Consider the following 12,199-nt stretch of genomic DNA (forward strand, 5'->3'; position numbering starts at 1 on the left):
TGGAGCGATACATCGGGTTCGAACCGATGACCTCAACCTTGGCAAGGTTGCGCTCTACCAACTGAGCTAGTATCGCATTTTCATTACTCTTACCTCTTCTCATTAACTAAGAAAAAGAGATAATGGAGGCGCCTCCCGGAGTCGAACCGAGGTCCACGGATTTGCAATCCGCTGCATAGCCACTCTGCCAAGGCGCCTTAGTAACGCCAATCGAATCGCTTATTGCCATCCTCTTGGGTACGGGATGCATTCTACGGATTCAGAGGATTGAGTCAATATTATTTTTGTATTTTTAATTCGTTTGAATAGATTTCATACGAAACAGGCTAAATAGCTGACTTTGTGTGCAAAGGACTTTGTGGACAGGCCATTCAAAGGCGATCTATATCACATTAGATATCCACTATTGATAACTTAACCTTAGGTTAAAGATCAAAAAAGCGAGCCTCAGCTCGCTTCTTCATCAATGATGTTTTTCGTCTAACAAATCGTCTTTGGCAGCCATCAAGTATTGCGCCATTGACCAGTATGTAAGAACGGTTGCAACATAGAGCGCAATGTAACCTACCCATACCATCCAGTCGTCGTATCGCCAGATCAGTACCCAAAGAGCGAACATCTGAGAAACGGTTTTGACTTTACCAACCCAAGATACCGCAACGCTTGCACGTTTACCTATTTCAGCCATCCATTCACGAAGCGCTGAGATAATAATTTCACGAGCGATCATGGTAACCGCTGGAATAGTTATCCAAATCGAATGGTAATGTTCAGTCATCAAGATAAGAGCCGTAGCAACCAGCACTTTATCCGCTACAGGGTCAATAAAGGCACCGAAGCGAGACGTTTGCCCGAGTTTACGAGCCAGCATGCCATCTAGCCAGTCAGTAAAACCCGCTACCCAAAACACCATTGCAGCAGCAAAAGGAGCCCATTGGTAAGGTAGGTAAAAAACAACAACGAATACTGGGATCAAAAATAGTCTCAGTAAGGACAAAATGTTAGGTATATTCAAACGCATATTATTGGGCTCTTATTAATTGCGCTTTAATGGTGCGGGATTTTTACTATTGTTTCAATGCTTGATAAATGTTTTCTGCCAAAGAATGACTAATGCCCGGTACTTTGGCTATTTCTTCGACAGTTGCACGCTTAAGTTCTTGTAAGCCACCCATATATTTCAGCAAAGATTGACGGCGCTTAGGCCCTACCCCTTCAATTCCTTCAAGCGCACTGGTTCTACGCGTTTTACCACGTTTTGCTCTATGCCCTGCAATCGCATGATTATGGCTTTCATCACGAATATGTTGGATAAGGTGCAGTGCTGGCGCATCACTTGGTAAATTAAACTCTTCACCTTCAAGGGTCACCAAGGTTTCCAAACCGGGTTTACGTGTTACCCCTTTCGCAATACCCATCATTCTTGGTCGAAACGGCCAATCATCCCAATATTTGGAAATGATCTCATGGGCACGATTCAACTGACCTTTACCGCCATCGATAAAAATGATGTCTGGGATCTTGTCGACATCGAGTTGTTTTGAATAGCGTCTCTCAAGCGCCTGAGCCATTGCAGCGTAGTCATCACCACCGGTAATACCTGTGATGTTGTAACGACGGTATTCCGGTTTAACTGGCCCTTCTTGATTGAAGACCACGCAAGATGCAATCGTACTTTCACCCATGGTGTGACTGATATCGAAACATTCCATGCGTTTGATAACGTCCATCGACAGCACTTCTTGAAGCTCCTTAAAGCGCTGATTGATCGTCATCTTGTGATTAATCTTGGTGGTAATGGCTGTTAATGCATTGGTGTTAGACAGTTTAAGGTAGCGACCACGAGTTCCAGAAGGATTGGTATTGAAGTGAATCTTACGACCCGCAACTTCACACAAGGCTTCTTGAATCGGTGTGACATCTTCCATCAAATCAGCATTAAGGATGAGACGAGTTGGTATGGTTCTCGCTTCATTATGTGCAAGATAGTATTGGCTTAAAAAGCTCGAAAAAACTTCCTCTCGCACCGTATTGTTTGGAATTTTCGGGAAATGGCTTCTACTGCCTAAAACCTTTCCTTGGCGAATCATCAAGATGTGAATACAAGCCACGCCATTTTCTTGAGCAAAACCTAACACGTCCATATCTTCCATTGAGTCGTCAGATACGTACTGTTGCTCTTGCACGCGTCGAATCGCTTGGATCTGGTCACGGAAAGCAGCAGCTTGCTCAAAGCGAAGCTCTTGGCTTGCCTTGTCCATTTTGTCTATGAGTGTCTCAAGAACTAGCTTGTCTTTCCCTTGCAGGAATAAACGAACGTAGTCGATAAGCTCGCTGTACTCTTCATCAGAGATAATTGAGCTAACACAAGGCGCAGCACAACGACCAATCTGATACATCAAACACGGGCGCGTTCTGTTGGCATAAACCGTATCTTCACACTGACGAGCAGGAAAGATTTTCTGTATTAGGTGCAACGTCTCACGCACAGCGCCGGAATCAGGATAAGGACCAAAGTACTCTCCCTTTTTCTTCTTAGCACCACGATGCATCGACAACCGAGGATGTTTGTGACCACTAATAAAAATATAGGGATACGACTTATCATCACGAAGAAGTACGTTGTATTTCGGTAGGTACTGCTTGATGTAGTTGTGCTCAAGGATAAGAGCTTCTGTTTCTGTATGCGTTACAGTGACATCGATTTTGTCGATATTGCTAACTAAAGCGCGCGTTTTTTCACTGTCGACTTTTTTACGGAAATAACTGGAAAGGCGTTTTTTGAGGTTCTTTGCTTTACCGACGTAAATAACAACAGCCTCGGCGTTATACATACGATAAACGCCGGGCTGTTCTGTTACTGTCTTGAGAAATGACACTGAGTCAAACAAGTTGGTCACTATACGATCTCAGTGTTAAAGGGTCTCAGTGTCTAACATTCCATGTCTAATCGCTAAATGCGTCAGCTCTACATCGCCACTGATATCCAATTTGCTGAACAAACGGTAGCGGTAACTGTTGACTGTTTTAGGACTTAGATTGAGTTGTTCTGAAATATCCGTCACTTTCTGACCTTTGGTAATCATCATCATGATTTGAAGTTCACGCTCAGATAAGTCTGCGAATGGATTTTCAGACGCAGGCGAGAATTGGCTCAAAGCCATCTGCTGCGCAATTTCTGGTGAAATGTATCGTTGGCCACTATTAACCACTCGAATTGCATTTACCATTTCATCCGGACCTGCCCCTTTAGTAAGGTAACCAGCAGCTCCAGCTTGCATCACTTTAGTTGGAAACGGATTTTCCGTATGAACAGTTAAAACGATGATTTTAACATCAGGGTTGAAACGCAAGATTTTCTTGGTTGCTTCTAAGCCACCAATACCAGGCATATTCATATCCATCAAAATAACGTCAGTATTATTAGTACGACACCATTTTGCAGCATCTTCACCGCTTTCAGCTTCCCCTGCTACGTTCATTCCACGGACGTCTTCAATAATACGTCGTATCCCTGTGCGAACCAGCTCGTGATCATCTACAAGGAAAACATTTATCAAACTTGTATCTCCACACTATTAATTGGCTCTGCAACCACTGTGTCATTTCATCTGTTTGAAACAATTGAACAAAGGAACAGTGGATCGCAGCATTGAGTACATCTTAACTTAATTACTAAAAAAAAGCTCTGTTGAATATGTGCTGAAACACGAACTTTAGCAAGTACTTATTAACAAATAAGCTAACTAAAACAACAAGCTTTTTCTAAAAATCAACCAGTTAAAACAACACCCAATAAAATTACACAAGATAAAGATATTTTCAATACCATTGAATAGCCATTCGCGACAATTTCACTTATTTGCTTATGGAGTCCCGTTATTTGCCTCTGTTAACTAGAATTTAGTTAGTATTTTGGTTGCCTGTTGTGCGCGGAGAGCCGCTAGATGGTAGTATTCGATTCCCCATTTCAATAGGTTACTACATTGGATATTCAGCAAGGCTTTGTACTCACAAGACAAGCGAGAGACTTTTCAGGGCGTACCCAAATTGATTTGTGGTTAAGCTCCCCTCAAGGCCCAACTCTGCTGACGATTCAAAATGAAAAACCTGTATTTTTTGTCGCTCAATCTGATGTTGAAGAATGTCAGGCAATCGCAGCGAAAGAGTCGATTGATTGCCAATTCAAGTCCCTAGAACTAGCCACATTCGATCAAACCCCTTTAGCCGCTTGTTACACCTCACTGTCGAGAAGTAGCTTTGGTTTAGCACAAGCCTTTCACAGCGAAGAAATTCAGACCTTTGAAAGCGATATTCGACTCGCCGATCGATATCTGATGGAACGCTTTATCAAAGGCAGCATTGAGTTCACTGGGACTGCCGTGCAAAAAAGTCAGCATCTTAGAGTTTCCAATGCAAAATGCAGAGCGGGCGATTACTTACCCAGTTTATCTGTGGTTTCGCTTGATATTGAATGCTCGGAAAAAGGCGTGCTTTATTCCATTGGCTTAGACAGCCCGATGGACAGCCGAGTCATCATGGTCGGCGAACCACAAAAGGCTGACACAAACGTCCAATGGGTCCCTAATGAGAAAGCTCTACTCGAGGCGATGATTAGATGGTTTTCTGAATTTGATCCCGACATCATCATCGGTTGGAATGTCATTGATTTCGATTTTAGGCTGCTGCACAAACGTTCAGAATGGAACGAAGTGAAGCTCAGCATCGGTAGAGACAATCAACCAAGCTTTTTCCGTAGTTCTGCACAAAACCAGCAAGGCTTTATCACTATCCCAGGCCGCGTTGTGTTGGATGGCATCGACATGCTCAAGACAGCGACCTACCACTTCCGCTCTTGGTCTCTTGAATCGGTATCTCAAGAGCTGCTTGGCGAAGGCAAAGACATCCATAACGTTCACGACCGCATGGATGAGATAAACCGGATGTTTAAGTTCGATAAGCCTTCGCTCGCCAAGTACAACCTTCAAGACTGCGTGCTAGTAAATCGCATCTTCGAACACACTCACCTACTCGATTTCGCGATTGAGCGCTCTCGATTAACCGGTGTCGAGCTGGATCGTGTTGGTGGCTCTGTTGCGGCCTTTACTAATTTATACATGCCTCAAATACACCGAGCAGGTTACGTCGCGCCTAATTTAGAGCCCGAGAACTGGATTGCCAGCCCCGGTGGCTACGTGATGGATTCCATTCCCAATTTGTACGACTCGGTTTTAGTACTCGATTTTAAGAGCCTATACCCATCGATCATTCGTTCTTTCTTGATAGATCCAATGGGGCTGGTAGAAGGACTAAAGTTAGAGCTAGGCTCTGAAGAAGACCAAGCGGTGGCTGGGTTTCGTGGCGGTCAGTTCCACCGCTCTAAGCATTTTCTACCAGAGATGATCGAAAACCTGTGGGCAGCACGTGACGTTGCAAAGAAGAACAACGAAAAAGCGTTCTCTCAAGCGATTAAGATCATCATGAACTCCTTTTATGGTGTGCTTGGCTCTTCTGGTTGTCGCTTCTTCGATACCCGTTTGGCCTCATCGATCACTATGCGTGGGCATGAGATCATGAAGCAAACCAAGGTTCTAATCGAGGATAAAGGTTATCAAGTAATTTACGGAGATACCGATTCAACCTTCGTATCGCTAAACGGCAGTTACGATCAGCAAAAAGCAGATGAAATCGGAAACGCACTGGTCGCTTACATCAACGATTGGTGGACGAATCACTTAAAAGAAACCTACAACCTAACCTCAATACTAGAACTTGAATACGAGACTCACTATCGCAAGTTTCTAATGCCAACCATTAGAGGTTCAGAAACCGGCTCGAAGAAACGCTATGCAGGCTTGATCAATCAAGGCGACCAAGAGAAGATCATCTTTAAAGGGCTTGAAAGTGCGCGAACCGATTGGACACCTCTCGCGCAGCAATTCCAACAAACCCTGTATGAGATGGTGTTTCACGACCAAGATCCAACGAACTATGTCAGACACTTTGTCGATGAAACCGCTGCTGGTAAACACGATGATTTACTGGTGTACCAAAAGCGTTTGCGCCGCAAACTACACGAGTATCAAAAAAACATTCCGCCACAGGTTCGCGCAGCTCGTCTGGCCGATGAGATAAATGCCAAACTTGGTCGCCCGCTTCAATACCAAAACAAAGGGCGTATTGAATATTTGATTACCCTGAGTGGTCCTGAGCCAAAGGAATACTTGAAGAGTGGTATCGATTATCAACATTACATCGACAAACAAATCAAACCGGTCGCAGAGGCTATCTTGCCCTTCATTGGTTTAGATTTTGAAAGAGTTAGCGGGCAGCAACTAGGCCTGTTCTAGACCTATTCTATTTTCGAGGCGACATTAGACTCGAGATATCTATTAATACTCGAGCCAGACATAAAAACGAAAAAAGCAGAGAAGTGCTGTGTTACTCAGCCCGCTCTGCTTTTTAGTATTCATTGGGAGGTTACGAATCTCTATCCGATTCGAAACTCAGTTTTCTGATACTGCTTAACCAGCCACTCGCCAAAGCCATCAAGAATCCCTATCACCGAACGTTTAGGAATCGGTCTACCAGAAAGTAAAATACCTAACCTTTGGATTTCGACGTCTTTATCTGGGTGATACTTCAAGAACTGTTGACCACACTCTATTGGGTCATCGAACCAATATTTGTCACGATACATCACCAAAGAGTAACTGGCTCGTAGAAGCTTCTTGGCAATAATCATCTGCGCGCCTACTTGTTGTTCTGGCGTTGTTGCTCGGGCGATCTTATTGCGATACACCGCTAACCAGTTTTCCGCATCCATATTCCAGTGCTTAGCGATTTCCCAACTTGTTTCAAAATCACCATAACAATCCGATAAATCTTCACCATGCACGCACACAGCTAAATGCTTGAGCATAAAGCCCCACGTGAATATGTTGTCGAAATCAACGATCTCGCTCACCAAGGTAGTTTTAATCGCCACTTGAGTGACCTGCGGGAAGCTCTTTTGAAAACGCCATTTGATGGTATTCAGCAGCGTGGTTCGTTGATCTGGGAAAGGACGATGGGTAACCACAACCACATCTAGATTCGAGCGACCGACGACGGCTTGTTTGCGTGCCACACTGCCATAAACATAGACACTGTGCAGATTGGATCCTAACCCACCTTTTAAAAAGGTAATCAGATCGTTAACCACAGGTTGGAATTCAGGTTGAAATGGCTGTGTTGGGTCAATAACAGGTAGCTGCATAGGTCGTTTCGGTAAATAAAATAATGATTTAACTGTCTCTCTATGATCGCTTAGGTGACTTTATGATTCAAGCTATTCCTATTTATAGCGTCTACGAGATATAATCACCGGATAGACCCAATAAGGACAAACACAAAATGCCTAGAGCAAGTGAGATTAAAAAAGGTTTTGCGATCAACGTTGATGGCAAAACAGTACTAGTAAAAGATATCGAAGTGACAACACCAGGTGGCCGTGGCGGTCAAAAGATTTACCGCTTCCGTGGTCACGATGTAGCGACTGGCGTTAAAACAGAAGTTCGCCACAAGGCTGACGAAATCGTTGAAACTATCGACGTAACTAAGCGTGCAGTGATGTTCTCTTACGTTGACGGCAACGAGTACATCTTCATGGATAACGAAGATTACTCACAGTTCATCTTCAACGGTGAAATGATCGAAGACGAACTACTGTTCATCAACGAAGAAACTCAAGGCATGTACGCGATTCTTATCGACGGTACTGCAGCAACGCTTGAACTACCAACTTCAGTTGAGCTAGTGATCGAAGAAACAGACCCTTCAATCAAAGGTGCATCTGCTTCAGCTCGTACTAAGCCAGCTCGTCTGTCTACTGGCCTTACTGTTCAAGTTCCTGAGTACATTGCAACTGGCGACAAAGTTGTTGTGAACACAGCTGAACGTAAATACATGAACCGCGCAAGCTAAGATATTTATTATGACCGAAGCTAACGACCTTATGTCTTACGACGACGCAATTGACACTGCATACGACATCTTTCTAGAGATGGCTCCTGATAACCTTGAACCAGCAGACGTGATCCTATTCACGGCTCAGTTTGAAGATCGTGGCGCTGCAGAGCTCGTTGAAACTGGTGACGATTGGGTTGAACATGTTGGCTTTGAAGTCGACAAAGAGATCTACGCTGAAGTACGCATTGGTCTTGTAAATGAAGCTGATGATGTCTTAGATGACGTATTCGCTCGTCTGCTGATCAGCCGTGACCCTGAACACAAGTTCTGTCACATCTTGTGGAAACGCGACTAGGCTCTTCTTAAATCAGCTCAGAGTACTGAGCTGATTTTCTTACGACTTCATAGCCTCATCACTTTACCAAACTGCAACTCTACAAAATTATGACCAAAGCAAAGACAGATACACTATCCAAAGGCTATGCCTGTGTTGGATTAGTAAACCCCAAAACACCTGAAAATGTTGGCTCAGTAATGCGAGCGGCTGGTTGCTACGGAGCAAACTCTGTATTTTATACTGGCACCCGTTATGACCACGCTCGACAGTTTCATACCGACACCAAAGAAAAGCACCTTGAGCTACCATTAATTGGTGTTGAAGACCTGAAAGACATTATTCCAGTTGGCTGCGTACCAATCGCGGTTGATTTGATAGAAGGCGCTAAGCCTCTGCCTGATTATAAGCACCCACCTCGTGCTTTTTATATCTTCGGCCCTGAAGATGGGACTCTGAAAAAAGAGATCACGGACTTCTGTCGTGAAACCATCTACGTTCCGACTAATGGCTGCATGAACCTTGCTGCTGCGGTCAATGTCATTTTGTATGACCGCATGGCGAAGGGTGATAACTTTTCTAATCATTTGAAAGTGACCTAATACCAATCGTAGTCCATAGCTAGTCACCCTAGCTAGTGAAGCACTTCTACCTGGTTAATCGTTTCTACTTGGTAAGCACTTCCACATGATTTGAACTGCGCCATATTCAAGACGAAAAAAAACCTGCTAAGTTAGCAGGTTTTTTAGTATTCGAAACGTTGGATTAAGCTTTAAGCTTAAGAACTGTAGCAACTACTGGTGTAATTACTTACGTGATCTTGGCTTAGCCGGTTTAGCCGGGCGTCCGTTGTTCAGTTTAGGCTTTTTGGTAGCCTGAGGCTTGCCATTGGTCGTTGGAGCACTACGGCCTGAATCAGGTGTTGTAGTACCACGAGTTGCAGGCTTCTTACGCTTAGTCTGGTTGCTACGGCCTTTAGGAGCATTTGCACGCTCTTCGTGACGCTTAACAGCGCGACGAATTTTTTGGCTACGAGAACGCTCACGCTTACGAGAAGTATTTGCAGGATCAAGATCCAACAGTGTCTCTTTTTCTGGCTGAAGTTCAACAAGCTCACGCAAGTAGTTTACTTCTTGAAGATCTAGCTCTTTCCAACCGCCACGAGGCAGTTTCTTATCAAGGTAGATATCACCGTAACGTACACGTTTCAGACGGCTTACTGTTGTTTCTTGTGATTCCCAAAGACGACGAACCTCACGGTTACGACCTTCGTTAATCGCTACGTAGAAAGTATGGTTCATACCTTCACCGCCAGCGTAAACCACGTCTTCGAAACGAGCCATACCATCTTCAAGTTGAACGCCACGAGTAACGTTTTTAACTTTTTGCTCAGTCACTTCACCAAACACACGTACTAGGTACTCACGCTCAACCTGACGGCTTGGGTGCATTAGGCGGTTTGCAAGTTCACCATCAGTAGTGAAAAGCAAAAGACCCGATGTGTTTGCATCAAGACGGCCAACTGAAATCCAACGAGAACCACGGATCTTAGGTAGACGATCGAAAACAGTGCGGCGACCTTCAGGATCATGACGAGTACAAAGCTCACCTTCAGGTTTGTAGTAAGCAAGTACACGACAAACCACTTCTTCAGAGGCTTTGCCTGTAATAGTGTGGCCATCGATACGGATCACTGAGTTCTCGTCTTCAAGACGCTCACCCAATTTCGCAACTTGACCGTTAACACTTACACGACCAGATTTAATTAAACCTTCTAGTTCACGACGAGAACCGTGACCAGCTCGCGCTAAAACCTTCTGTAATTTTTCGCTCATTTACTCTTTTCTACCTAATTGTCGTCTTCACAGACGTCGAATGAATTTTTCGCGACCAAATCGCGGTCGCGTATTATCGCAAATAACCTGCCAAAAAGCACTTGTTATTTACTCTGGCAGGTTTGCTGTTTCGTTACAGACTGTTAATCAGTAACGCTATTATTCAAACGGCGCTGGATCGCCGGCGCCACGACGTAAAACAACGGCATCATCGTCACTGAAGTCAATAACCGTAGTCGGTTGCTCACCTAAGTAGCCGCCATTCAAAATGACATCAACCGCATGCTCTAGGCTGTCGCGAATTTCTTCTGGATCCGATTCAGTTGTCTCGTTACCCGGAAGAATCAGAGACGTCGACATCAATGGCTCGCCCATCGCTTCCAACAGGTCAAGTGCAATCTTGTTGTCTGGGACACGAATACCAATCGTTTTACGCTTAGCGTTCATCAAACGCTTTGGCACTTCTTTGGTTGCTTTGAAGATAAACGTATAAGCACCGGGCGTGTGTGCCTTAAGTAAACGGAAAGCCACGTTATCAACTCGTGCATACAGTGACAATTCAGAAAGATCACGGCATAACAACGTGAAATTGTGCTTATCATCGATTCGACGAATTTTACAGATGCGTTCAAGTGCTTGTTTGTTTTCAAGCTGACAGCCCAGCGCATAACCGGAATCTGTTGGATAAACCACAACGCCGCCATTGCGAATAATCGCAACCGCTTGAGTAATTAAGCGCGCTTGTGGGTTATCCGGGTGTACATAAAAAAACTGGCTCATTGTTGATCCTCGTTATCGAATCTCTCGACTCTATCATCAGAAGGAGCTGGTTCACCTAAATACTGTCATCGGTATCAGTTGGTGAAACCGTTTGAAACTCCCAATCTTTCCATACTTCTTCGACCCCAGAAGGTAGCCAGAGATTACGTCCAAGCTCCATCCATGGGGATGGGTAATGGAAGTCACTGCCTTGGGAGGCTAATAGTTTGTATTGTATAGCATAATCCGCAAGTGTGCGTCTTTCTTGTTGCGCTTGCTGAGGCTGAGCGACTTCCATAGCGTCACCTTTTGCTTCAACAAATGCAGCTAACAGACGCTTAACCCACTTCGCTGTTAAGCCATATCGGCCGGGGTGAGCTAATACGGCTTGACCACCAGCAGCATGAATAGCCGTGACAGCATCACTCATTGAACACCACGTTGGCGGCACATAACCTGGGTTATTGCGAGTCAGAAACTTTTTAAACACCTGCTGCATGGTTTTTGCGTAGCCGTTATCGACTAACCACTTAGCAAAGTGAGCACGAGTGATAGGCGCATCACCAGCAATCAATTTAACTTCTTCTAGCAAGCCTTCACGAGTCGCTTTCTCAAGACGTTGAGCAATCATCTCTGCACGCCCGACACGGTGTTGCTTCTGTTGTTCAATTAACGCTTTTAGCTCTGGTGACTCCGGATCAACATTTAACCCAACAATATGGATATCTTTGTTTTGCCAAACGGTCGAAATCTCAATGCCGTTGATCAACTGGATAGGAAGGTTGTTATCAGCAATATAGCTGCGTGCTTCAGCAAGCCCATCAGTCGTATCATGATCTGTAATCGCTAACGCTTCGATGTTAAAGCCTAGCGCTCGGTCAATCAGTTCAGGTGGAGTAAGTCGGCCATCTGAGGCTGTTGTATGACTATGTAGATCAATTCTCATATATTCTTTTTCATTGTTTTCAATTTTTATCGTTATATTTGTGTCAACACACTTGACCTGCAAGCGCAAAACTAGTTAACTAGTACACAAATACGAAGTATCACATTTGATAGGTTCACCATGTTACAAGAATTTAACCAAAACCATAAAGATAAAGTTTTAGAACTTTCTTCAGTAGAAGCAAGTTCAGAGCTTAATTGGTGGCGCACTTGGACAAGTTCTTGGTGGGCTAACGTGTACTTCTAGTTAAACAGTTTGTTTATAAAAAAGTTATCACTAAGCCCGCTTTAATAGCGGGCTTTTTAATTTGTCGAACATCTCACATTCAACTGACTAACAAATCATCGAATTGACCATATTCTAGATTGGGTGAAA

The 12,199-nt window shown here is 44.2% G+C and carries 12 protein-coding genes, 2 tRNA genes and 1 other annotated feature; of the genes, 5 read left to right on the forward strand and 9 right to left on the reverse strand.

Annotation, left to right across the window (positions count from 1 at the left end; all coding sequences use genetic code 11):
* The 5 genes from NX845_RS10140 to uvrY all read right to left on the reverse strand — a co-directional run bounded on the left by NX845_RS10140 (position 1) and on the right by uvrY (position 3,560).
* Positions 1 to 76 (reverse strand) — tRNA-Gly (locus tag NX845_RS10140).
* Between the two features lie 47 nt (positions 77 to 123).
* A tRNA-Cys gene (locus NX845_RS10145) sits at positions 124 to 197 on the reverse strand.
* A gap of 266 nt (positions 198 to 463) precedes the next feature.
* Positions 464 to 1,021, reverse strand: a complete 558-nt coding sequence (gene pgsA / locus NX845_RS10150; protein WP_017078221.1) for a CDP-diacylglycerol--glycerol-3-phosphate 3-phosphatidyltransferase — start codon at positions 1,019 to 1,021, stop codon at positions 464 to 466.
* Positions 1,022 to 1,067: 46 nt separating this feature from the next.
* On the reverse strand, positions 1,068 to 2,900 hold the full coding sequence (gene uvrC / locus NX845_RS10155; protein WP_017078220.1) for an excinuclease ABC subunit UvrC: 1,833 nt from the start codon (positions 2,898 to 2,900) through the stop codon (positions 1,068 to 1,070).
* A gap of 15 nt (positions 2,901 to 2,915) precedes the next feature.
* Positions 2,916 to 3,560 carry a UvrY/SirA/GacA family response regulator transcription factor gene (gene uvrY / locus NX845_RS10160; RefSeq protein ID WP_004729778.1) on the reverse strand — a complete coding sequence of 215 codons (645 nt, stop codon included), beginning with the start codon at positions 3,558 to 3,560 and terminating at the stop codon, positions 2,916 to 2,918.
* A 426-nt stretch (positions 3,561 to 3,986) separates the two neighbouring features.
* Between uvrY and NX845_RS10165 the strand changes: the two genes are divergently transcribed.
* Positions 3,987 to 6,350: a DNA polymerase II gene (locus NX845_RS10165; protein WP_065681541.1), complete on the forward strand. Its 2,364-nt coding sequence runs from the start codon at positions 3,987 to 3,989 to the stop codon at positions 6,348 to 6,350.
* A gap of 140 nt (positions 6,351 to 6,490) precedes the next feature.
* On the opposite strand, the gene NX845_RS10170 is transcribed toward NX845_RS10165, so the two are convergent.
* Entirely contained in the window at positions 6,491 to 7,258 is a 768-nt protein-coding gene (locus tag NX845_RS10170) for a nucleotidyltransferase (RefSeq protein WP_065681542.1), read from the reverse strand.
* Between the two features lie 137 nt (positions 7,259 to 7,395).
* Between NX845_RS10170 and yeiP the strand changes: the two genes are divergently transcribed.
* The 3 genes from yeiP to NX845_RS10185 all read left to right on the forward strand — a co-directional run bounded on the left by yeiP (position 7,396) and on the right by NX845_RS10185 (position 8,886).
* Positions 7,396 to 7,965, forward strand: coding sequence for an elongation factor P-like protein YeiP (yeiP, locus tag NX845_RS10175; protein ID WP_004729781.1), 570 nt, complete (start codon positions 7,396 to 7,398; stop codon positions 7,963 to 7,965).
* Between the two features lie 10 nt (positions 7,966 to 7,975).
* Positions 7,976 to 8,305 carry an HI1450 family dsDNA-mimic protein gene (locus NX845_RS10180; protein ID WP_004729782.1) on the forward strand — a complete coding sequence of 110 codons (330 nt, stop codon included), beginning with the start codon at positions 7,976 to 7,978 and terminating at the stop codon, positions 8,303 to 8,305.
* A gap of 89 nt (positions 8,306 to 8,394) precedes the next feature.
* Positions 8,395 to 8,886, forward strand: coding sequence for an RNA methyltransferase (locus tag NX845_RS10185; protein ID WP_004729783.1), 492 nt, complete (start codon positions 8,395 to 8,397; stop codon positions 8,884 to 8,886).
* Positions 8,887 to 9,090: 204 nt separating this feature from the next.
* Here the strand turns inward: NX845_RS10185 and rluB are convergent, their stop codons facing one another.
* The 3 genes from rluB to NX845_RS10200 form a co-directional block, all read right to left on the reverse strand.
* Complete coding sequence (rluB, locus tag NX845_RS10190) at positions 9,091 to 10,119, reverse strand: 23S rRNA pseudouridine(2605) synthase RluB (RefSeq protein ID WP_017089834.1); 1,029 nt, start codon at positions 10,117 to 10,119, stop codon at positions 9,091 to 9,093.
* A gap of 159 nt (positions 10,120 to 10,278) precedes the next feature.
* The gene (locus NX845_RS10195) at positions 10,279 to 10,899 is read right to left on the reverse strand and encodes an L-threonylcarbamoyladenylate synthase (protein ID WP_009848751.1); all 621 of its coding nucleotides are present in this window, start codon (positions 10,897 to 10,899) and stop codon (positions 10,279 to 10,281) included.
* Positions 10,900 to 10,954: 55 nt separating this feature from the next.
* Positions 10,955 to 11,824: an RNase RNM gene (locus NX845_RS10200; protein ID WP_004729788.1), complete on the reverse strand. Its 870-nt coding sequence runs from the start codon at positions 11,822 to 11,824 to the stop codon at positions 10,955 to 10,957.
* A 120-nt stretch (positions 11,825 to 11,944) separates the two neighbouring features.
* Here NX845_RS10200 and NX845_RS10205 point away from each other — a divergent pair, with 120 nt between their 5' ends.
* The gene (locus NX845_RS10205) at positions 11,945 to 12,070 is read left to right on the forward strand and encodes a trp operon leader peptide (RefSeq protein ID WP_009848753.1); all 126 of its coding nucleotides are present in this window, start codon (positions 11,945 to 11,947) and stop codon (positions 12,068 to 12,070) included.
* Positions 12,017 to 12,131 (forward strand) — a sequence feature (Trp leader region). (Overlaps the previous gene by 54 nt.)
* The last annotated feature ends 68 nt before the right edge of the window (positions 12,132 to 12,199 follow it).

Origin of the sequence: Vibrio sp. NC2 (assembly GCF_025195005.1) — a bacterium.
In the GTDB taxonomy this organism is placed as follows: domain Bacteria; phylum Pseudomonadota; class Gammaproteobacteria; order Enterobacterales; family Vibrionaceae; genus Vibrio; species Vibrio splendidus.

Bases quoted from the DNA above. Each gene is read 5' to 3' on its own strand.
- yeiP (WP_004729781.1), top strand. From the start codon at position 7,396: ATGCCTAGAGCAAGTGAGATTAAAAAAGGTTTTGCGATCAACGTTGAT.
- NX845_RS10195 (WP_009848751.1), bottom strand. From the start codon at position 10,899: ATGAGCCAGTTTTTTTATGTACACCCGGATAACCCACAAGCGCGCTTA.
- NX845_RS10200 (WP_004729788.1), bottom strand. From the start codon at position 11,824: ATGAGAATTGATCTACATAGTCATACAACAGCCTCAGATGGCCGACTT.
- rluB (WP_017089834.1), bottom strand. From the start codon at position 10,119: ATGAGCGAAAAATTACAGAAGGTTTTAGCGCGAGCTGGTCACGGTTCT.
- NX845_RS10180 (WP_004729782.1), top strand. From the start codon at position 7,976: ATGACCGAAGCTAACGACCTTATGTCTTACGACGACGCAATTGACACT.
- pgsA (WP_017078221.1), bottom strand. From the start codon at position 1,021: ATGCGTTTGAATATACCTAACATTTTGTCCTTACTGAGACTATTTTTG.
- NX845_RS10170 (WP_065681542.1), bottom strand. From the start codon at position 7,258: ATGCAGCTACCTGTTATTGACCCAACACAGCCATTTCAACCTGAATTC.
- NX845_RS10205 (WP_009848753.1), top strand. From the start codon at position 11,945: ATGTTACAAGAATTTAACCAAAACCATAAAGATAAAGTTTTAGAACTT.
- NX845_RS10185 (WP_004729783.1), top strand. From the start codon at position 8,395: ATGACCAAAGCAAAGACAGATACACTATCCAAAGGCTATGCCTGTGTT.